The following is a 22,727-nucleotide window of genomic DNA, read 5'->3' on the forward strand; positions in this document are numbered from 1 at the left end:
CAGGCGGGGCCTTGCGGACACGCCCCGGCACCGGCCGCGGTTCAGCTGCGGTCCTCGTCCGTCTCCTCGGCGAGCAGCCGGGCGAGTTCCGCCTCGACCTCGGCGTCGCTGAGGTCGTCGAGCCGGTCGGCGTCGGGCAGTTGGTCGTCGTCGCGGCTGAGCGCCTCGATGGTGTCGGCGGCGGCGGGCGCGGCGGTGAGGAGGGTGACGGTGCGGGCGATCGTCGGGTCGTCGAAGAAGGCCCGCAGGTCGAGTTCGGTACCGAAGTGGCTCTGGAGTTTGGTGCCGATCTGGACGGCGGCGAGCGAGTGCCCGCCGAGGGCGAAGAACGGGTCGTTGACCCCGGCCCGGTCGACGCCGAGGACCTCCTGCCAGACCGCGGCGACCGCCCGTTCGTCCTCGGTGGCCGGTGCGACGTACGGGATGTCGAGGTCGGGGCGCGGGTGGGTGCCGGCGAGCGGGGCGAGGGCCGCGCTCTCCCGGGCGAGGGTCTCGGGGGTGAGGGCGGCGGCGAGGCGGCGCACCTCGTCGAGGTCGTGGTGGGTGACGACGAGGTGTGCGGGCAGGCCGGGCCCGTCCGCCGCCGAGAGGATACGGGCGAACGCGACGCGGCCGTCGGCCTCGGAGATGCCCTCGCCCAGCAGTTGGAGCGTCGTGGGGGCGGCGGCCGGTTCCGTGGCGCCGGGGCCGCTCTGCTCGCCGACGGCGCGTTCGATCTGCGCGATCATCCCGTCGACGTCGTTGATGCGCTTGAGGGTGAAGTCCCCGATGCGGACGAGGAGTTCGCCGGCCGGGCCGAGGATGTCGATGTCGCAGGTGAGGGTGGAGCCGCCATCGGGTGAGCCCTTGAGGGTGACGTCGCAGGTGAGGGCGGCGGTGAGCGGGGCGGCGATCTCCAGGCTGCGGTAGGTGAAGGGCAGGTAGTAGCCGTCCGCCATCTGGATGCGGGCGGAGACCCCGGCGACGTCGAGCAGCGCCGGGTGCAGCGGGTAGCCGTCGAGGTCGGCCAGGAAGGCGTCGTCGAGGCGGAGTTCGACCAGCAGCCGGCCGTCGCCGACGTGCACGCCCTTCAGGCAGCGCCAGCGCGGGCCGAGGGTGAAGTCGATGCGGCCGCCCTGTTCCATCAGGTCGAGCTTGAACAGCCGCTTCAGCTCGTCCTGGTCGGTGACGGTGCGGGCCCCGGCCAGGTCGCGGCGGAGCGCGTCGAGGTCGCGGACCGGGGTCTCGGTGCGGTCGTGGAAGGCGACGGTGCCGACGGCGTGGGTCTGCCAGCCGTCGCCGCCGGGCTCGGTGGTGCGGCTGCGGACGGTGAAGCGGGTGGCGCCGTCGCGCTCCTCGACGGTGGTGTAGAGGTCGCGGCTCTGGCCGTCGGGGACGATGACGGGCAGTGCGAACAGCACGTCCTGCAGCTCGATGACGCGGCCGGCGGCCTGTTCGGCGACGGCGGCGCGGACCAGTTCGAGGTAGGTGGTGCCGGGGACGAGGCCCTGGCCCATGATCCGGTGGTCGTCGACGATCCAGCTGCCGGCGGTGGTCAGGGTGGTGAGGTGGGTGCGGCCGGTGTCGGTGGTCTCCAGCAGGCGCTGGAGCAGCGGCTGCCCGGTCGGCTCTCCCCCGGGCCCGCCGCCGAGCTGCTCGGCGAGTCCGGCGGCCATGCCGACGCCGCGCCAGGTGTCCCAGCCGACGGAGACGACGGCGGTGGTGCCCTCGGCCCGCTTGTGCTGGGCGTAGGCGTCGAGGAAGGCGTTGGCGGCGGCGTAGTCGCTCTGGCCGGGGCCGCCGAGGACGGCGGTGAGCGAGGAGCAGAGCAGGACGAAGTCGAGCGGGTCGGCGGCGCAGACCCGGTCCAGGACGAGGGTCCCGCGGGTCTTGGCGGCGAGGACCGCGTCGGCGTCGGCACCGGTCTTGTTCATGACCATGCCGCGGGAGGGCACTCCGGCGGCGTGCACCAGGCCGTTCAGCGGACCGTGGCGGTCGCGGAGCGCGGCGACGGCGGTGGCGGTCGCGGCCTCGTCGGTGACGTCGGCGCGCAGCACCACGACGCGGGCGCCGGCCTCTTGAAGGCGGCGCAGCCGGCCGATGCGGACGGAGGTGGGGTCCTGCGGGCCGTGGGCGGCGACGTGGTCGTCCCAGGTCTCCTCGGCGGGAAACTCCGAGCGGGTCAGCAGGCCGATGGCGGGGTTGCGGACGCTCTGCGCCAGGTGGTCGGCGAGGGCGAGGGCGATGCCGCCGAGGCCGCCGGTGAGCAGGTAGACGCCGTTGTCGCGGAGGCGGGCGGGCGGCTGCGGGGCGGCCTCGGGGGCGGTCAGGGGAACGGCGTCGAAGCCGCGGGCCCACCAGTGGGTGCCGCGCAGCGCGAGGTCGCGGGCGTCGGTCGGGCGGCGCAGCAGCTCCATGAGGGCGCGCAGCGCCGGGTCGGCCGGGCCGTGCGGGTCGGTGCCGGTGACGTCCAGGGTGCGGCAGCTGACGCCGGTGATCTCCTGCGGGAGGACGGTGCTCGCGCCGAGCAGCAGGGCGTGTTCGGGCTGGAGCGCCTCGTCGCCGGTGACCGCGTGCACGCCGCGGCAGACGGTGTCGAGGGTGACGGGGGCGGCCCCGCGCCGGTCGGCGAGGGCGCCGCCCAGGGCGAGGAGGCTGTCGAAGCCGGCGCGGCGGGCACGGCCCAGGCGGGCCTCGTCCAGGGGGCCGTCGGGACCGCAGCCGGTGCTCCAGACGTGGACCAGGCGCAGCCGGGCGGCGCCGGTCGCGTCGAGCGCGGTGAGCAGCTCGGCGAAGTGGTCGCGGTCGGCCGGGTCGAGGGCCCAGGAGTCGCCGTCGTGGTGGAGCCCGCGGCCGGCGGCGACGCCGATCACGCGGGCGCCGTCGTCGCCGAGGCGCCGCGCCAGGTCGCGGCCGAGCGGCAGATCGGTGCCGAGGACGGCCCAGACCGCGTCGCTGTCCTGCGGCGGGCGGGCGGCGTCCGGGGCGAGGCGGGTCCAGCCGGGGGTGTGGAACCAGTCGTCGAGCGAGGTCGGCGCGGTGGCGCCCGGCCGGTCGGCCGGGGCGGGTGCCTGGTCGGGCTCGACCCAGTAGCGGTCGCGGGCGAAGGCGTAGGGCGGCAGGGGCAGCGGCGGGCGGTCCCCCGGTGCGGTGGCGGACGGCCGGGCGGCGGGGACGCCGGCGCTCCACAGGGCGCCGAGTCCGGCGAGGAGGTGGGCGCGGTCGTCGGCCGGCTCGTTGGGGTGGCGCAGCGAACCGCGGACGGTGCGGCCCTCGCGGAAGGCGCGGTGCTGCCGTACGAAGTTGCCGAGCGTCTGGCCCGGGCCGACCTCCAGGAGGACGAGGTCGGGGTCGGCGAGGAGGACGTCCAGCGCGTCGGCGAAGCGGACCGGGCGGCGCAGGTGGGCGCCCCAGTAGGCGGGGTCGGTGGCCTCGGCGTCGGTGATCCAGGTGCCGGTGACGTTGGAGAGGTAGGGGATGCGCGGCGGGTGGAGGGCGACCTTGCGGACCTCGTCGACGAACGGGTCGATCGCGCCGTCCATGCTCGGCGAGTGGAAGGCGTGCGAGGTGTGCAGGCGGCGGCAGGCGACGCCGTCGGCGGTCAGCGCGGTCCGCAGCCGCTCGATCGCGTCCTCGGGGCCGCTGACCACGCTCAGCTCGCTGGAGTTGGCGGCGGCCAGGCAGAGCGCGTCGTCCCCGGCGATCCGGGCGAGGGTCTGCTCCTCGGAGAGGAAGACGCTGAGCATCGCGCCGGGCTCCATGGCCTCGACGAGGGCGCCGCGGGCCGCGACGAGGCGGACGGCGTCCTCCAGCGAGAGGACCCCGGCCAGGCAGGCGGCGGCGAACTCGCCGATGCTGTGGCCGACCATCGCCTTGGGGGTGACGCCCCAGGCGTTCCAGAGGCGGGCGAGGGCGTACTCGACGCTGAAGAGGACCGGCTGGGTCAGGGCGGTGCGCTCCAGCCGCGCGGCGGCGTCCGCGGCCTCGGCGTCCGGGGCGAAGAGGACGGTGCGCAGGTCGGTGCCGAGGTGCGGGGTGAACAGTTCGGCGCAGCGGTCGAGTTCGGCGGCGAAGGCCGGTTCGCTGTCGTGGAGGCCGCGGGCCATGGCGACGTACTGGGAGCCCTGGCCGGGGAAGAGGAACGCGACGGGCGCGGGCCGCTCGGGGGCGGCTACGGCGTCGGCCGGGGTGAGGGCGCGCAGTGCGGCGGCGGCCTCGGCGGCGGTGGCGCCGACCACGGCGGCGCGGTGGCCGAAGGCGCGGCGGCGGTGGGTGAGGGTGTGGGCGAGGGCGTCGAGGCCGGTGTCCGGGTGGGCTTCGAGGTGGTCGGCGAGGCGGGCGGCGTTGTCGGCGAGGGCCTGCGGGGAGGCGGCGGACAGCGGCAGCAGCCGGGGCGCGCCCGCCGGGGCGGCCGGCGGCGCGGCGGGCGCGGGCGGGGCCTCCTCCAGGACGACGTGGACGTTGGTGCCGCCGATGCCGAACGCGCTGACCCCGGCCCGGCGGGGCTCGTCGCCGCGCGGCCAGGGGGTGAGGTCTCCGCTGACCCGGAAGGGGCTCTTGTCCAGGTCGAGTTCGGGGTTGGGGGCGGAGAAGTGGGCGGTGGCGGGGATCGCCTCGTGGCGCAGGGCCAGGGTGGCCTTGATGAGCGCGGTGATGCCGGCGGCGGCGTCGAGGTGGCCGACGTTGGACTTGACCGCGCCGAGGGTGCAGTAACCGGTGGCGTCGGTGTGTTCGCGGTAGGCGCGCGTGAGGGCGGCGATCTCGATGGGGTCGCCGAGCGCGGTGCCGGTGCCGTGGGTCTCGACGTAGCCGACGGTGGCCGGATCGACGTCGGCGACGGCGAGGGCCTCGGCGATGACCTCGGCCTGGCCCTCGACGCTGGGCGCGGTGTAACCGGCCTTGAGGGCGCCGTCGTTGTTGACGGCGGTGCCGCGGATGACGGCGTCGATGCGGTCGCCCGCGCCCTGCGCGTCGGCGAGGCGGCGCAGCACGACGAGACCGGCGCCGTTGCCCGGGACGGTGCCGCCGGCGGCCGCGTCGAAGGGGCGGCAGTGGCCGTCGGCGGAGAGGATGCCGCCGGGCTCGTGGACATGGCCGCTCTTGAGGGGCGCGGAGACGGAGACGCCGCCGGCCAGCGCGATGTCGCACTCGCCGTTGAGGAGGCTCTGGCAGGCGAGGTGGACGGCGGTGAGCGAGGTGGAGCAGGCGGTCTGCACGGTGACCGCCGGGCCGGTGAGGTCGAACTTGTAGGCCACGCGGGTGGCCAGGAAGTCCTTGTCGGAGGCGAGGAGGGTGCGGTAGATGCCGGTGGCCTCGAAGTACCGGCGGTTTTGGAGGATGTTGAAGAGGAGGTACGAGTTGAGGCTGGCGCCGCCGAAGACGCCGATGCGGCCGCCGGCGGTGGCCGGGTCGATACCGGCGGACTCCAGGGCCTGCCAGGCGCATTCGAGGAACACCCGGTGCTGGGGGTCCATGAGTTCGGCCTCGCGGGGGCTGTAGCCGAAGAAGGCGGCGTCGAAGCGGTCGCCGTCCTCCAGCACGCCCTTGGCCTTGACGTAGTGGTCCCCGTCCAGCTCCTCGGGGGTGACGCCGGAGGCGAGCAGTTCCTCGTCGGTGAGGGCGGAGACGGTCTCGCGGCCCGCGGCCAGGTGCTGCCAGAAGGCGTCGACGTCGGGCGCGCCGGGGAACCGCCCGGCCATCCCGATGATCGCCACCTGGTTCGTCTCGTCCGGAGTGTCCGGCACTGGGGTCACCTACCGTTCCGTGAGCGCGACCGGCGGTCGGCCGCTTGCCGGCGCCGGTTGTGGGACTGGCGGCGGCTCTCGGCGCGGCGCTGCGCGTCGAGGGCGGTGCCACCAAAGGACATGGGGCCGTCGAGGTACCGGGCCAGCGAGCCGACCGTGGGGTACTGGAAGAGTTCGACCATCGTCAGGTCGGTGCCGAGCCGGTCGGCGATCTTGCCGCGGACCTCGGCCAGCAGCAGCGAGTGGCCGCCGAGGTCGAAGAAGTTGTCGTGCACGCCGACCCGTTCGACGCCGAGCGCCTCGCGCCACAGGGCGGCGAGGGTGTCCTCCAGGCCCGTGTCCGGGGCGACGTAGGACGTCGCGAGGTCGGGGCGGTCGGTGTCGGGTTCGGGGAGCGCCGCGCGGTCGGTCTTGCCGTTGGGGGTGAGCGGCAGCGCCGGCAGGACGAGGAACGCCGCGGGCACCATGTGGGCCGGCAGGTACTCCTTGAGGTGGGTGAGGAGGTCGCCGGTCTGCGGGGCGGTGCCGTCGGCGGTGAGGTAGGCGGTCAGCCGTACGTCGCCGGGGGCGTGTTCGCGGGCGGTGACGACGGCCTCGCGGACCCGCGGGTGGGCGGCGAGGCGGGCCTCGATCTCGCCGAGTTCGATGCGCAGGCCGCGGATCTTGACCTGGTGGTCGAGGCGGCCGAGGAACTCCAGGGCGCCGTCGGCGCGGTGGCGGGCGAGGTCGCCGGTCTTGTAGAGGCGGGCGCCGGGTGCGGTGGCGAACGGGTCGGGGACGAAGCGTTCCTCGGTCAGCTCGGGACGGTTCAGGTAGCCGCGGGCCAGGTTGCGGCCGCCGATGTGGAGTTCGCCGGGGACGCCCGCGGGGACCGGCCGCAGATGGCGGTCGAGGACGTACATCCGGGTGTTGGCGATGGCGTGGCCGATGGGGACGGGGCCGCTCTCCTCGCGGCGGCAGGTCCAGGCGGTGACGTCGACGGCCGCCTCGGTCGGGCCGTAGAGGTTGTGCAGATCGGCGTCGAGGGCGGCGAGGAAGCGGTCCCTCAGCTCGGCGGGCAGGGCCTCGCCGGAGCAGACGACGCGGCGCAGTCCGGTGCAGCGGGCGGCGTCCGGTTCGGTCAGGAACAGCTGGAGCATCGAGGGGACGAAGTGGACGGTGGTGACGGCCTCGGCGCGGACGGTGGCGGCGAGGTAGCGGGCGTCCTTGTGGCCCTCGGGGCGGGCGACGACGAGGGTGGCGCCGGTCATCAGCGGCCAGAAGAACTCCCACACCGACACGTCGAAGGAGAACGGCGTCTTCTGCAGGACGCGGTCGGTGGCGTCCAGTCCGTAGGCGTCCTGCATCCACAGCAGGCGGTTGCGGATCGCCGCGTGGACGTTCATGACGCCCTTGGGGCGGCCGGTGGAGCCGGAGGTGTAGATGACGTACGCGAGGTCCTCGCCGCCGACCGGCACGTCCGGGTCGTGGTCCGGTGCGGCGGCCAGCGCGTCGGCCGCCTCGTCGAGGCAGAGCGCGCGGGACCCGGCGGGCAGCGGCGGCAGGGCGTCGAGGACGGCGCGGTGGGTGAGCAGCACCGGGGTCGCCGCGTCGTCGAGCATGTCGGCGAGCCGGTCGGCGGGCAGCCCCGGATCGAGCGGTACGTAGGCGCCGCCCGCCTTGAGGACCGCGAGCAGGGCGGTGACCAGGTCCAACGAGCGTTCCATGGCGACGCCGACGAGGACGTCCCGGCCGACGCCGAGGCCGATGAGGTGGTGGGCGAGGCGGTTGGCGCGGGCGTTGAGTTCCCGGTAGGTCAGCGAGGTGCCCTCGAAGCGCACCGCCTCGGCGTCCGGCGTCTGCCGCACGCGTTCCTCGACGTCCTGGTGGATCCAGCCGTGGCCGGGCCACTCGGCGTCGGGCCCGTGGCCGAGGGCGAGGGTGCGCTCGCGCGCGTCGTCGTCGAGGAGCGGAAGGGTGTCGACGGGGGCCGCGGGGTCGGCGGTGATTCCCTCGATCAGCCACCGGAAGGCGTCGGCCATGCGGACGACGGTCGGCTCGTCGAAGAGGTCCCGGTCGTACTCGAACCAGCCGGCGAGCCGGTCGCCCTCGGCGAAGAACTGCAGCTCCAGGTCGAAGCGGGCGCCCTGGGCGGCGAGCGGGACGCGGGTGATGCGCAGCCCGTCCAGGGTGAGGGCGGGCAGCGGGTCGCTCTGGTAGGAGAGGCTGACCTGGAAGACCGGCGGGCGGCTCAGGTCGCGCGGCGGGCGCAGGTCCTCGACGACCTTCTCGAACGGGATGTCCTGGTGGGCGTAGGCGCCGAAGCAGGCGTCGCGCACCCGCTCCAGGACGTCGTGGAAGGAGGGGCCGCCGCCGAGGTGGGCACGGACCGGCAGGGTGTTGACGAAGAAGCCGATCAGCGGCTCCACCTCGCGGCGGGCACGGCCCGCGGTCGGCACGCCGACCACCACGTCGTCCTGGTTGCCGTAGCGGTGCAGCAGGACGTGGAAGGCGGCCAGCAGCGCCGTGTAGGTGGTGGCGCGGTGCTCCTTGGCGAGGGCGGTCAGGGCCCGCATGACGGAGGCGGGCAGGGCGAAGGGGACGGAGGCGCCGTTGAAGCCCTGGACGGCGGGGCGGGGCCGGTCGGTGGCGAGGTCCAGGGAGCGCGGTGCGCCGGCCAGGTGGCCGCGCCAGTACGCGAGGCCGTCGGAGAGGTCGCGTTCGCGCAGGTCCTGCTGTTGCCAGGTGGCGAAGTCGCCGTACTGGACGTCGAGTTCGGGCAGGTCGGCCGGGCGGCCCGTGGTCCGGGCCGCGTAGTGGGCGGAGAGTTCGGAGACGAGGATGCCGACCGACCAGCCGTCGGCGACGAGGTGGTGCAGGGCCAGCGCGAGGACGTGGTCGTCGGGGCCCAGGCGCAGCAGCCGGAAGCGGAGCAGCGGCCCTTCGGCGAGGTCGAAGGGGTCGGCGAGCGCCGCGGTGATGTGCCGCTCCAGCGCGGCGCCGGCGGGCGGAGCGTCGCTCAGGTCGGTCTCGGGCAGGTCGAGGGTGAGGCGGTCGCGGACGAGTTGGACGGGGCGGCCGTCGCGCAGCGGGAAGACGGTGCGCAGCGCCTCGTGGCGGGCGACGACGTCGTTGAGGGCGGCGCGCAGCACCGCGGCGTCGAGGCGGCCGCGCAGCCGGAGGGCGGCGGGGATGACGTAGGCGGGGTTGTGCGGGCGCAGTTGTTCGAGGAACCACATGCCCTGCTGGGTGACGGAGAGCGGAAACGTGGTGTCGGCCTCCGTCTCGACTCCCTGTTCGGCGAGGAGTTTCTCGAAGAGGGCGCGTTTCTCCGGGGAGAGCGCGGCGAGGGTCGCGTCGAGGTCGGTCATCGCTGCTCGTCCCCCTCCAGGGCGGCACGCGCCTGGTCGTCGGGGAGGTCGGCGAGCTGGGCGAGGAGGCGGGAGGCGACGTCGCCGGCGCGGTCGACGCGGCGGATGGCGCCCGCGCCCGCTCCCGCGGCGCCGTCGGCCCCGGACTCCAGCTCCTTGAGGATCAGGTCGGCGAGGCTGCTGACGGTGCCGCCCTCCAGGAAGGCGGAGATCGGCAGGGAGACGCCGAGGCCGCCTTCGACGGCGTTCTTCAGCTCGACGGCCATGAGGGAGTCGACACCGAGGTCGATGAGCGGCTGGTCGGGGCCGAGCCGGTCGGCGGAGGTGTCGAGGGTGGCGGTGACTCCGGCGAGCAGCGCCTCGGTGAGCGGGGCGCGGCGCTCGCGGGAGCGGAGCGCGAGCAGTTCGTCGCGGGTGATGCGCAGCCGGTTGCGGCGGGCGGTGGCCCGGGCGGCGGGCACCTGGCCGCCGCCGTCGACCAGTTCGGCCAGCAGCGACGAGCCGGAGACCTCGCGGTAGCGGCGGCCCCAGTCGGCCCAGTCGACGGGGGCGACGGCGATCTGCGGGGCGTCGTGGGCGAGCAGCCGGTGCAGCACCCGCAGCGCCTGGGCGGGCCGCAGAGTCTCCATGCCGCGGCTGACGCCGGGGGTCACGTCGGCCTCCCGGGCGGCCATGCCGACGTCCTGCCAGATGCCCCAGTTGATGCTGAGGGCCGGTGTGCCCTGGGCGCGGCGGTGGTGGGCGAGGGCGTCGAGGAAGGCGTTGGCGGCGGCGTACGCGGCGAAGAACGGCGAGCCGAGGACGGCGCTGGTGGAGGAGAAGAGGGTGAAGAAGTCCAGCTCGCGGTCGGCGAAGGCGCGGTGCAGATGCCAGGCGCCGAGGGCCTTGGGCCGCAGGTGCCAGGCGAGGGCGTCCGGTTCGAGTTCGGGCAGCGGGATGACGTCGCCGACGCCGGCGGCGTGCACGATGCCGCGGATCGGCGGGCGGCCCTCGCCGTCGTAGCGGGTCAGGAAGGCGGTCAGCGCGGCCTCGTCGGCGACGTCCAGCGCCTCGGTGCGGACGCCGGCGCCGAGGGCCTCCAGCTCGCGGACGGCGGCCACGCGCGCGGCGGCCGGGTCGGCGGCGTCCAGCGTGGCCCAGGTCTCGCGCGGCGGCAGCGGGGTGCGGCCGGCGAGGATCAGATGGCGGGCGCCGGCGGCGGCCAGCGAGCGGGCGACGGCGAGGCCGAGGCCGCCGAGACCGCCGGTGACGAGGTAGGCGGCGTCGCGGCGCCAGGTGATGCCGCTCAGGGGCAGCGCGTCGGCGTCCTCGCGGACCAGCCGGGCGGCGTAGCGGGTCTCGCCGCGCAGCGCGAGCTGGTCCTCGGTGTCGCGGTGGGTGACGGCGTCGGCCAGGCGGGCGGCGGCGTCGGCGGCGTCGCCTGCCGGGTCGAGGTCGATGAGGCCGCCCCAGATCGCGGCGTGCTCCTGCTGGACGGACCGGCCCAGGCCCCAGAGGGTCGCGGGCAGCACGGCGACCGGCTCGGGCTCCGCGGGCGCGACGGCGCCGCGGGTGACCAGCCAGAGGCGGGCGGCGGTGTCGCCGGCCGCGCGGGTCAGTGCCTGGGCGGCGCGCACGGCGCTCATGCAGGCGGCGTCCTCGGCGGCGAGCAGTTCCGCGCCGGTGCCGGGGTCGGCGGGCGCGTCCAGGCTCCAGAGGTGGACCACCTCGGCGCCGTCGCCGTCCGCCGCTTGTGTCAGGAGGCGGGTGAGGTCGGCCGGTTCACCGCGGCGGACGGTGGCCTCGGCGCCGCCGTCGTAGGCGTAGGCGTCACCGGGGCGGACGCGGACGGCGCGGGTGCCGCGCGCGGTGAGGGCGGCGGTGAGGGCGTCGCCGACGCCGGTGGTGTCGGCGAGCACCAGCCAGGTGCGGGCCGCCGCCTCCGCGGGGCCGTCGGTGGCCGGGGCGTCGACGGGGTGCCAGGCGAGGCGGTGCAGCAGGTCCTCGTCGGGGTGGGCGTCCTCGTGGCCGTCGGCGGCGCCGTCGGTGAGGGCCGCGGCGTCCTGCCAGGCGGTGTCGGAGCCGGGGGTGTGGCGGGAGGTGCGCAGGCAGGGGACGCGCTGGAAGGGGTAGGTGGGGACGGCGACCTTGGTGCGGGTGTAGTCGGCGTCGAAGCCGCGCCAGTCCAGGTCGCCGCCGTGCGCGTGGAGTTCGGCTACGGAGCCCAGCAGCACCTGCCAGTCGTCCTGCTGCGGGCGCAGGCTCGGCAGCAGCAGCCCGTCGTGGTCGGGCGGGAGCATGTCGTTCACCAGGCCGAGCAGGGTGGGGGCCGGGCCGACCTCGATGAAGTTGCGGTAGCCCATGCCGAGCAGGGTGGCGATGCCGGTGGCGAAGCGGACCGGGCGGCGGGCGTGGCGGCACCAGTAGTCGGCGTCCGGGGCGTCCTCCCACGACCACAGCTTGCCGTCGACGTTGGAGATCAGCGGGATGCGGGGCGCGGAGAAGGTGACCTCGGAGGCGGCGCGGTGCAGCTCCGGGAGGATCGGGTCGACGAGCGGGGAGTGCGAGGAGGTCGTGATGTGCAGCGGCTTGGCGCGGACGCCGCGGTCGGTGAAGGCCTGGCAGACCGCTTCGACGATCTCCCGCTCGCCGGAGATGGTGGTGCTGGTGGGCCCGTTGACGGCGCCGATGGCGATCCGGTCGGCGGGGTGGCGGGCGATCTCCTCGGCCACCACCAGTTCGGGGGCGGCGATGGCGGCCATCGCGCCGGTGCCGGCGAGCGACTGCATCAGCCGGGAGCGGGCGACGGCCATCTTCAGGCCGTCCTCCAGGCTCATCGCCCCGGCGACGCAGGCGGCGACGTACTCGCCGAAGCTGTGGCCGAGCACGGCGACCGGCTCTACGCCCCAGGAGCGCCACAGCTGCGCCAGCGCGTACTCGACGGCGAAGACGGCGGGCTGGGCGTAGCCGGTCTCGTTGAGCGCGGTGGCGTCGCCGTCCTCGGGGTAGAGGACGTCGAGCAGCGGGCGCTCCAGGTGGGGGCGGAGGAGTTCGGCGCAGCGGTCCATCTCCGCGCGGAAGGTGGGCTGACTCTCGTAGAGGCCGCGGGCCATGCCGATGCGCTGGACGCCCTGGCCGGTGAAGAGGAACACCACGTCGGTGGGGCGGGCCCGGCCGGTGGCGGTGCCCTCGGGCAGCTCGGCGCCGTCGGCGAACGCGGCGAGCCGGTCGGCGAGTTCGGCCTTGGAGGTGCCGGTGACGGCGAGGCGTTCGGCGAAGGCGGCGCGGCCGGTGTTGGCGGAGTGGCAGATGTCGGCCGCGGTGTCGGGGGTGTCGGCGGTGAGCCGGTCGCGGTAGCGGGCGGCGAGTGCGGTGAGCGCCGGGCGGTTCTTCGCGGACAGCGCGAGGAGCTGGACGGGCCGGCGGGTGTCGGCGTCCGGGACGGGCTGCTCGGGCGCGGCCTCCAGGATCATGTGGGCGTTGGTGCCGCTGAAGCCGAAGCTGGACACGCCGGCGACGCGGCGGGGGCGCCCGGCGGGCCAGGGCGTCAGCGCGGTGGGGACCTCGAAGGTGGTGCCGTCGAAGGAGATGTCGGGGTTGAGGCGGGTGAAGTGGACGGTGCCGGGGATCGCCTCGCGGTGCAGCGAGAGCACCACCTTGATGAGGGAGGCGATACCGGCGGCGGCCTCGGGGTGGCCGATGTTCGTCTTGGACGAGCCGAGGTAGACGGGGGCGCCGTCGGGGCGGCCGTAGACCTCGGCGAGCGCCTCGACCTCGATGGGGTCGCCGAGGCGGGTGCCGGTGCCGTGCGCCTCGATGAGGGAGACGTCCTCGGCGGCGACGCCGGCGGCGGCGAGGGCGCGGCGCAGCACGTCGCGCTGGGCGGAGCCGTTGGGCGCGGTGACGCCGGCGCTGCGGCCGTCCTGGTTGACGGCGCCGCCGCGGAGCACCGCGAGGACGGTGTCGCCGTCGCGCCGGGCGTCCGACAGGCGCTTGAGGACGACCATGCCACAGCCCTCGGAGCGGACGTAGCCGTTGGCGGAGGCGTCGAACGCCTTGCAGCGGCCGTCGACCGACACCATGCGGCCGAACTGCGAGAAGGAGACGCTGGGCAGCGGGGAGAGGACGGCGTTGACGCCGCCGCTGAGCGCCATGTCGCACTCGCCGGAGCGCAGGCTCTGCGCGGCCTGGTGGAGGGCGACGAGGCTGGAGGAGCAGGCGGTGTCGACGGCGACGCTGGGGCCGCGCAGGTCGAGGGTGTAGGAGAGGCGGCCGGGGACGACGCTGTGGGCGGAGCCGGTGCTGGCGTGGGCGGTGAAGTCCAGCGGGTGGTGGAGCGTCTCGGTGGCGAAGTCGAAGCTGGAGACGCCCATGAACACGCCCGTGCGGCTGCCGGCCAGGGCGGCCGGGGACTGCCCGGCGTTCTCCAGTGCCTCCCAGGCGACCTCCATGGTGAGCCGCTGCTGCGGGTCCATGAAGACGGCCTCGCGGCGGGAGATGCCGAAGAACTCGTGGTCGAAGAGGTCGATGCGGTCGAGGAAGCCGCCGGCGCGGGTGGAGACCTTGCCGGGTGCGGGCTCCGCGCTGAAGAAGGCGTCCTTGTCCCAGCGGTCGGCGGGGATGTCGGTGACGGCGTCGACGCCGTTCTTGAGGATCTCCCAGTAGCTGTCGGCGTCGTCGGCGCCGCCGGGCAGGCGGCAGCCGAGGCCGATGATCGCGAGGGGTTCGGATGCCGCCTTCTCGTAGGCGTCGAGCCGGCGCTGCATCCGCTCCATCGTCAGGTACGCGCGCTTCAGCGTGGAAGCGGAGGTCTGCGTGGTGTCCGGCGGGGTCATCCTTCACGCCCTTCGTCGATCTGCTTCGTCTTGGCCAGGAGGAGCGCCTCGATGTCGCTGTCATCGAGGTCGTCGAGGTCCCGTGCGAGGTCCTCGGTGGACGGCTCGGCGGACGGCTGCGGCGCGCTGTCGCGGGCGGCGTCCGGTGCGGCCTCCAGGGGGATGTCCATCCGTTCGGCGAGGAACGGGACGAGGACGTCGAGGGTGGGGTACCGCCAGGTGAGGGTGGCGGGGAGGGTGGTGCGCAGCGAACTCTCCAGCCGCTTGCGCAGTTCGAGGGAGAGCAGCGAGTCGAAGCCCATGCTGGTCAGCGGCGCGGTGGTGTCGATGCGGTCCTCCTCGACGCCCAGCACCCGGGCGGCTTCGCCGCGGCAGTGGGCGGTGAGGACGGCGCGGCGGCGGCGTCCCGGTTCGACGGCGAGGAGCGCGCGGCGGACCTCGCCGTCGCCGGCGGCCGGGGCCGCGGCGTCCGGGGCGTCGAGCAGCCCGGTGAGCAGCGGCGGCAGCAGTCCGCCGTCGGCCGAGGCGCGGAGCGCGGTGCGGTCCAGGGGCAGCATGCAGGCCTGGGTGGCGGCGGAGCGCAGCAGCCGGTCGAGGGCGGCGATGCCGTCCTCGGGGCGGATGCTTTCGATGCCGCGGGCGGCCAGGGCGCCGCCGCGGTCGGGCCGGGCGGCGAGGCCGACCTCGGCCCACGGGCCCCAGCTGATGCTCAGGGCGGGCAGTCCGCGGGCGGTGCGGTGGCGGGCGAGGCCGTCCAGGTAGGCGTTGGCGGCGGCGTAGTTGGCCTGGCTCGCGGAGCCGAGGAGGGCGGCGGCCGAGGAGTAGAGGACGAAGAAGTCCAGCGGCCGGTCCTCGGTGGCGCGGTGCAGATGCCAGGCGCCGGCGGCCTTGGGTGCTCCGACGGTGCGGAAGCGGTCCGCGTCCAGGCCGGTGAGGAGGCCGTCGTCGAGGACGCCGGCGGCGTGGACGACGCCGGCGAGCGGGTGGTCGGGGCCGATCCGGTCGAGGGCGGCGGTGACGTCCGCTTCGCGGGAGACGTCGCCGGTGTGGACGGTGATCTCGGCGCCCTGCCCGCGGAGTTCGGCGAGCGCCCGTTCGGCGGCCTCGCCGGGGGCGCTGCGGCCCATCAGGAGAAGGTGGCGGGCGCCCTGGGCGACGAGGTAGCGGGCGGTCTCCAGGCCGAGGCCGCCGAGGCCGCCGGTGACGAGGTAGGTCGCGGCGGGGTGCACCGGCCCGGTGGCCCGTTCGGCGACGGTGGCGGGCGGTTCCGCGTCCGGGTACAGCACGATCTTGCCGGTGTGCCGGGCCTTGGCCATGTGCGCGAAGGCGGCGGGCGCCTCGGCGTACGGGTGGGCGGTGACCGGCAGGGCGGTGAAGTCGCCCCGGGCGAAGCCGCGGGTGACCTCGTCGAGGAGTTCGGCGATGAGCGCCGGGCGGTCGGCGAAGGTCTGTTCCAGGTCGACGGCGAAGAACGCCCGGTTCTTCCGGAGGAAGCCGAGGCCGAGGTGGCTGTTGTCGTAGACGTCCTGCTTGCCGATCTCGACGAACCGGCCGCCGGGGGCGAGCAGTTCGAGGCTGCGCACGAGCGCCTCGCCGGCGAGGGAGTTGAGGACGACGTCGACGCCGTAGCCGCCGGTCGCCTCCCGGATCTCGTCGGCGAACCGCAGCGAGCGGGAGTCCATGACGTGCTGGACGCCGAGGTCGCGCAGGAGGGCGCGCTTCTCCTCGGTGCCGGCGGTGGCGAAGACCTCGGCGCCGTTGCGGCGGGCGATCTGGAGGGCGGCGAGGCCGACGCCGCCGGTGGCGGAGTGGATCAGGACCTTCTCGCCCTTGCCGAGGTGGGCGAGGTATTCGAGGCCGTAGACGACGGTGAGGAAGGCGATGGGCAGCGCGGCGGCCTGCCGGTCGTCGAGCCCGTCGGGGCTGGGGGCGGCGAGGGCCGCGTCGGTGGTGGCGTACGCCGCCATGCTGGAGCGGGCGACGGCCATGACCCGGTCGCCGACGGCGAACCGGTCGACGCCGGCGCCGACGGCGGTGACGGTGCCCGCGCACTCGCCGCCCAGCGGGACGGAGCCGGAGGGGACGCCGGGGCAGATGTCCATCGCCTTGAGGACGTCGTTGAAGTTGAGTCCGGCCCCGGCGACGGCGATCTCGATCTCGCCCTCGGCGGGCGCGGTGCGCTGCCAGCGGGTGGGGGCGAGGCTGTCGAGGAGGCCGGGGCGGGTGGCGAGGAGGCGGTGGTTGGCGTCGCCGGTGAGGGCGAACGGCCGCTCCTGCCAGGCGGCGCGGTCCGCGGCGGCCGGGGCCGTCCAGGGCGCGAGGCGCGGTACGAGGCGGGCTCCGCCGCGCAGCGCGAGCTGGTCGTCGGCGGCCGGGTGCAGCAGCTCGGTCACGAGCGCGTCGAGGTCGCCGCCGGCCGGGTCGAGGTCGATGAGGGTGGGGCGCAGCTCGCCGTGTTCCAGTCCGGCGACCCGTGCCAGGCCCCACAGCGCGGCCTGGGTGACGGCGCCTGCCGGTGCGGTCCCGGTGCCCGTGTGCTGGGCGCCGCGGGTGAGCAGGAACAGCCGCGGGGCGCCGTCCTCGGCGGCGAGCGCCTGGATCAGGTGGAGGGCGGCGACGGGGCCGCCGTCGCGGGCGGACCAGAGCGCGCCGCCATCGGTGTCGGCCGCGTCGAGGGACCAGGCGTGGACGACGGCGGTGTACGGGGCCGCCGCATCGCGCAGGTCGGCGAGGAGGGCGGTGAAGTCCTCGGGGCGGGCCGGGTCGAGGGTGTAGTGGGTGGCGTCCGTCCTGTGGAACCGCTCCCCCGCCGTGACGGTGACGCAGCTGTCGCCGCGCGCCTCGGCGGCGGCCCGGATGCGGTCGGCGGTGCCGTCCTGGTCGGCGAGGAGCAGCCAGCGGCCGGCGGGCGCGTCGGTGCGCTCGGCCTCGGCCGGGTGCCAGCCCAGGTCGAGCAGGGCGTCGGCGACGGCGTCGCGGGGGCCGTCGGCGTCGAGGCGGTGCAGGGCGATGCCGTCGACGGTGCCGAGGTGGTCGCCGTCCTCGCCGTACAGGTCGACGCGGGCACCGGTGAGTTCGGCGCCGTCGCCGGTGGCGGTGCCGGCGCGGGCGCGGGCCCAGCGCGGGGCGGCGCGGTCGGCGGTGAGGGTGAACCGCGCGGCGCCGACCGGGAGGTAGGTACCGGCCTCGCCGACCGCGGCGGCGAGGGTCTGCAGGGCGCTGTCGAGGACGGCGGGGTGGACGAGGTAGGGGTCGCGGTCGGCCGTGAGGTCGGCCTGCGGGCGCAGGCGGGCGACGGCTTCGCCGGGCCCGCTCCACAGCTCCTCGACGCCTTGGAAGGCGGCGCCGTACTCCAGGCCCGCAGCGCGCAGCGCGGTGTAGTGCGCGGCGCTGTCGAGGGCCGTGGTGCAGCGGGCGCGGGCGGCGGCCAGGGGGTCGGCTCCGTCGGGGGCCGCATCGCGGGCGGGCAGGCGGTAGCGGCCGTGGGCGGCGGGCTCCCAGCCGGGTCCGTCGGCCTCGTCGCCGCGGCTGAACAGGCGGAACGTGCCGGTGTCCGCGGTCTCGGGGACGCACACGAGCTGGAGGGTGGTGTCCTCGGCGCTCTCGCGGACCACGGTCATCCGGGCGAAGTGGACGTCCTCGACGACGGCGCGGGTGTCGCCGAGCGCCTCGCGGGCGCCGGCCAGCGCGGCGTCCAGCAGGAAGCTGGCGGGCAGCACGGCGCTGCCGCCGACGCGGTGGTCGTTCAGGTAGGGGTGGCCGTCGAGGTCGATGCGGGCGGTCCAGTACGCGGCCCGGGGCGCGAGCGCCGAGCGGACGTGGTGCTGGAGGGCCGGGTGGCCGCGGTGGGGCGCGCGGCGGGTGCGGGTCTCGTCGATCCAGCAGCGGCTGCGCTGCCAGGGGTAGGTGGGCAGCTCGGTCATGGGCCCGTCGGTGCCGTAGACGCGGCTCCAGTCGACGGGGTGGCCCGCGGTGTAGAGGCGGCCCAGCTCGCCGAGGAGTTCGGCGCGTCCGGAGCGGTCGCGGCGGAGCGAGGCGACGACGACCGCGGCGGGCTCGTCGCCGTCGGCGGCCTCGGCGAGCCGTTCGGCGACGGCGTCGCCCAGCATCGGGTGCGGGGAGATCTCGACGAACGCGTCGTGACCGGCGTCGGCCAGGGCGGTGATCGCGCCGTCGAACAGCACCGGGCTGCTGAGGTTGTTCGCCCAGTACTCCGCGTCGAGGCGGGTGCCGTCGACCGTCTCGCCGGTGACGGTGGAGAGCATGGGGACGGCGCAGGCGCGCGGCCGCAGATCGGACAGCAGGCGCCAGAGTTCGGCGGCGACCGGCTCCATCTGCGGGCAGTGCGAGGCGAATTCGACGGACTCCAGGACCCGGCAGAAGACGCCGTCGGCCGTGAGGTCGCGGGCGAGCTTCTCCACGGCCGCGCCGTCGCCGGAGAAGACGGTGCTGGTGGGGCTGTTGTTGGCGGCGATCCAGACGGCGCCGGGGCGGCGCTCGTCGAGGACGCGGCGGGCCTCGTCGAGGGAGATGCCGGCCATCGCCATCCGGCCCTTGCCGACGGCGGCGCGGATGACCTTGCCGCGGTGGACGGCGATGCGCAGCGCGTCCTCCAGGCCGAGGGCGCCGGACAGGTGGGCGGCGGCGACCTCGCCGACGCTGTGTCCGACGACGGCGGCGGGCTCGATGCCCCAGGAGCGCCAGAGGGTGGCCAGCGAGATCTGTACGGCGCACAGCGCGGGCTGGCCGACGTCGGTGGTCAGCAGCCGGGAGGTGGCCTGGTCGCGGCCGAGTTCGGTGAGCAGGGACCAGTCGACGTACCGGGACAGCAGAGCGTCGCAGCGCTCCAGGGCGGCGCGGAAGACCGGTTCGGTGGTGGGCAGGTCGGCGGCGAGCGGCCACCAGCGGGCGCCCTGTCCGGAGAAGACGAAGACCGGGCGCGGCCGGTGGCCCAGCGTGCGGGGTCCGGCGGTCAGGCCCGGGGCCTCCTCGCCGCGGACGAACGCCGCAAGCTGCGCGCGCAGTTCGCCGGTGTCGGCGGCGACGGCGGCGAGCCGGTGCTCGTGGTGCGGGCGGCGGACACCGGCGGCGAAGGCCAGCGCGCGCGGCGAGGGGTGCGGGCCGTCTTGGCCGAGGCGGTCGGCGTGGCGGGCGGCGAGTTCCTTGAGCGCCTGCGGGTCGCGGGCGGAGAGGGTCAGCGCGTACGCGGCGCCGTCGGCGGGCTCCGCGGCAACCGGCCGGGGCGCCTCTTCGAGGACGACGTGGGCGTTGGTGCCGCCGAAGCCGAACGAGCTGACGCCGACGAGGGCGGGCCCGTCCGCGACCGGCCAGGGCTGGAGCTTGTCGGCGACGCGCAGCGCGAGATCGTCGAAGGGGATGTGCGGGTTGGGCTCGGTGTAGTGCAGGCTCGGCGGGACGGTGCGGTGGCGGACCATCAGCGCCGCCTTGATGAGGCCGCCCATCCCGGCGGCGGCCTCCATGTGGCCGATGTTGGACTTCACGGAGCCGATGAGGCACGGCTCGGCCGAGTCCCGTCCGGCGGTGAGGACGGCGGCGAGCGCCTTGGCCTCGATGGGGTCGCCGAGGACGGTGCCGGTGCCGTGCGCCTCGACGTACTGCACCCGCTCGGGGCGGACCCCGGCGTCGTCGTACGCGGCGCGCAGCACGGCTTCCTGGGCGTGCGGGTTGGGGGCCATCAGGCCGTTGCTGCGGCCGTCCTGGTTGACCGCGCCGCCGCGGATGACTCCGTAGACGGTGTCCTGGTCGGCGAGGGCGCGGCTGAGCGGCTTGAGGACGACGACGCCGGCGCCCTCGGAGCGGACGTAGCCGTTGGCGCTCGCGTCGAAGGTCTTGCAGCGGCCGTCGGGCGACATCACGCCCGCCTTGCTGAAGTTGACGGCGAAGGTCGGCGCGAGGATGACGTTGACGCCGGCGGCCAGCGCGGTCTCGCACTCGCCGCGGCGCAGGGCGGCGCACGCCTGGAGGACCGCGACCAGCGAGGAGGAGCAGGCGGAGTCGACGGCCATGCTGGGGCCGCGCAGGTCGAAGAGGTACGACAGCCGGTTGGCGGCGATGCTCAGCGCGCTGCCGGTGCCGGTGTAGGCGTCGATCGCCTCCAGGTCCTGGAGCTGGAGGTTGGCGTAGTCGAAGGAGGAGATGCCGACGTAGACGCCGGTGTCGGAGCCGGCCAGCCTGCCGGTGGGGATCCCGGCGTCCTCCAGCGCCTCGTACGCGACCTCGGCGAGCAGCCGCTGCTGCGGGTCCATCCGGGCCGCTTCCTGCGGGGAGATCCCGAAGAACTGCGGGTCGAAGGTGTCGATGCCGTCGAGGAAGCCGCCCCAGCGGGCGTTGGTGCGGCCCGGTACGGAGGGGTCCTCGTCGAAGAACTCGTCGACGTCCCAGCGGTCGGCCGGCACCTCGCGGACCGCGTCCCGGCCTTCGGTGAGCAGGTCCCAGAAGGCCCGCGGGCCGTCGGCGCCGGGGAAGCGGCAGCCGATGCCGACGATGGCGACGGGCTCGGCCGGTCCGTCGGCGGGGTCCGGCGCGGTGGCCGCGGGCGCGGTGGCCGCCTGCGTCACCTGTGCCGCCGGGGTGGCCGGTTCGGCGGGGACCACGGGGGCGGCGGGCTCGGTGCCGAGGTGGCGGGCCATCGCCTCGACGGTCGGGTACTCCCAGGCGAGGGTGGCGGGCAGCTTCCGCTCCAGCCAGCGCTCCAGGTCGCCGATGACGGAGACCATGTCCATCGACCGCAGGCCGTAGTGGGAGAGCGGCTGCGCCCGGTCGACGGCCTCGGGGGCGATGTTCAGCAGGGTGGCGAGTTCCCGGCTCAGCCGCTCCTCGACCTCGGCGGAGGTGACGGTCCGGACGCCGCCGGCGGCGTCCGGAGCGGCCGGGGCCGCCGGGGCGGTGGCGCGCTCGGCGAGGGTCCAGTGGGCGACGGTGGCCAGCGTGCCGCTCGCGTACGCGTCGAGGCAGGCGGCGCGCTGGAGCTTGCCGCTGGAGGTCTTGGGGACCTTGCCGCGCCGCACCAGCGCGACGGCGTGGGTCTCCAGACCGCACTCCTGCGCGACGCGGGCGCGGATGGCCGTGATGATCCGGTCGGTCTCGGCCGCCGGCGGGTTGCCGTTGAGCTCCTGGATGACGATCAGGCGCTCCTCGCCGTCGATCTCGCGGGAGCCGGCGACACCGCAACCGGCCCGCAGCGCCGGATCGACGTCCTCCACGGCCCGCTCGATGTCCTGCGGGTAGTGGTTCTTGCCCGCGACGATGATGACGTCCTTGATACGGCCGTTGATGAACAGCTCGGTGCCGTCGAGGAATCCGAGGTCGCCGGTGCGCAGAAAGGGGCCCTCGCCGGTGTCCTCGACGGTTGCCCGGAATATCTCGGCGGAGAGTTCGGGGCGCTCCCAATAACCGTGCGCCACGCTCGGACTGGCGAGCCAGATTTCCCCGACCCGGCCCTCGGGAACGCGCCGACGGGTCTGCGGATCGACGATGGCGATCTCCTGGTCCTCGATGGACCAGCCGACGCCGACCAGGGTGCGGGATTCCTCGCCCGGGGCCGCGTCGCGGGCCTGGCCGGCGGCGAGGGCGGTGTTCGCCAATTCCCTGGTGACGGGTTCCGCTTCGCGTCCCCCACCGGCCACCGCGAGGGTGCCTTCGGCCAGTCCGTAGGCCGGGAGGAAAACGCTGCGGCGGAATCCGGCGGCGGCGAAGGCGCCGGAGAAGCGGTCCATGCTCTGCAACCGGACCGGCTCGGCGCCGTTCAGGGTGACCCGCCAGCTGCTGAGGTCCAGCGCCGCCCGCTCTTCCTCGGTGCTCTTGGCGACGCAGAGTTCGTACGCGAAATTCGGTGCGCCGCTGACCGTGGCCCGGTGCGCGGATATCGCCTCCAGCCAGCGCAACGGGCGCTTGAGGAAGGCGAAGGGCGACATGAAGGTGACGGGATAACCCTCGAAGGCGGGCGCGAGCAGACCGGCGATCAGTCCCATGTCGTGATAGGGCGGCAGCCACGTGACCATGTGGTTGTCGTCGGCGATCCCGAAGAACTGCTCGTTGAGTGCATTCAGATTGTGGATGAGATTTCCGTGCCCGACCATCACGCCCTTCGGGCGGCTGGTGGAGCCGGAGGTGTACTGGAGAAAAGCGAGGGAGTCCGAGGTGAGATCCGGGTGGCGCCAGGAGTCGGCGGCCGCGGCGTCGTCGAGGGTGTCGACCTCCAGCCAGGCGATCTCCCGCAGCGCGGGGGCCTGTTCGGCGAACCGGTCGGCCATCGCGACGATCGAGGACGGCGCCAGGATCACCGCGGGCCGGGCGTCCTCGATGATGCCGATCAGCCGCGGCAGGGTCCGCTTGAGGAACGCCGGGTCCGGCGGGTAGACGGGGACCGCGATGGCGCCCGCGTACAGGCAGCCGAAGAAGGAGGCGACGTAGTCGAGGCCCGCCGGGCAGACGATCAGGGCCCGGGCACCGGCCGGAAAGCGCTCCTGGAGCACGGCGCCGATGGCCCGCGCGCGCAGGTCCATGCCGGCGTCGGTGAGGCTGAGGGGCTCGCCCTCCCCGTCCACGAGGTAGCGGTAGGTGCGCGCGTCGGGCTGCGCGGCGAATACCGACCTGAAATGGTCGACGAGGTTTTCCGGTACCTGTCCAGCCATTGCTTTCTTGGAGGTGCGCGGAAGATTTCGCAACGCTTTCAGCCCCTTCATGGCCGGATCTCTTCGAAGTCGATCGGACTGTAGTTCCCATCCGGCGCCCGTCACAAGGCTTACCTGTACGACGCATTCACCGGGTTGACACACCGAGAAACCGACGGCCGGCACACAGGATTTCCGTGCACCGAC

Annotated in this window: 4 protein-coding genes; all 4 read right to left on the bottom strand. The window is 75.1% G+C overall.

The annotated features are described in order from the left end of the window. Positions 1-41 precede the first annotated feature (41 nt). Genes ABT345_RS05400 through ABT345_RS05415 form a run of 4 tightly spaced genes read right to left on the bottom strand, consistent with a single transcriptional unit; the run spans position 42 to position 22,541 of the window. A complete protein-coding gene (locus tag ABT345_RS05400; RefSeq protein WP_345082281.1) occupies positions 42-5,732 on the bottom strand; it encodes a type I polyketide synthase in 5,691 nt (1,896 codons plus the stop codon). After that, on the bottom strand, positions 5,729-9,073 hold the full coding sequence (locus tag ABT345_RS05405) for a non-ribosomal peptide synthetase (protein ID WP_345082285.1): 3,345 nt from the start codon (positions 9,071-9,073) through the stop codon (positions 5,729-5,731). The genes ABT345_RS05400 and ABT345_RS05405 overlap by 4 nt, the downstream gene beginning before the upstream one ends. Beyond that, the gene (locus tag ABT345_RS05410; protein ID WP_345082288.1) at positions 9,070-13,887 is read right to left on the bottom strand and encodes a type I polyketide synthase; all 4,818 of its coding nucleotides are present in this window, start codon (positions 13,885-13,887) and stop codon (positions 9,070-9,072) included. The genes ABT345_RS05405 and ABT345_RS05410 overlap by 4 nt, the downstream gene beginning before the upstream one ends. Then, positions 13,884-22,541, bottom strand: coding sequence for an SDR family NAD(P)-dependent oxidoreductase (locus tag ABT345_RS05415; RefSeq protein ID WP_345082291.1), 8,658 nt, complete (start codon positions 22,539-22,541; stop codon positions 13,884-13,886). Before ABT345_RS05415 ends, ABT345_RS05410 begins: the two co-directional genes overlap by 4 nt. Positions 22,542-22,727: the final 186 nt, after the last annotated feature.

Origin of the sequence: Streptomyces sp. NPDC000404, from assembly GCF_040300365.1 — a bacterium.
Taxonomy (GTDB): domain Bacteria; phylum Actinomycetota; class Actinomycetes; order Streptomycetales; family Streptomycetaceae; genus Streptomyces; species Streptomyces ramulosus.

Coding starts and splice junctions, on each gene's coding strand:
- ABT345_RS05405 (WP_345082285.1), bottom strand. CDS start 9,073: ATGACCGACCTCGACGCGACCCTCGCCGCGCTCTCCCCGGAGAAACGC.
- ABT345_RS05410 (WP_345082288.1), bottom strand. CDS start 13,887: ATGACCCCGCCGGACACCACGCAGACCTCCGCTTCCACGCTGAAGCGC.
- ABT345_RS05415 (WP_345082291.1), bottom strand. CDS start 22,541: ATGGCTGGACAGGTACCGGAAAACCTCGTCGACCATTTCAGGTCGGTA.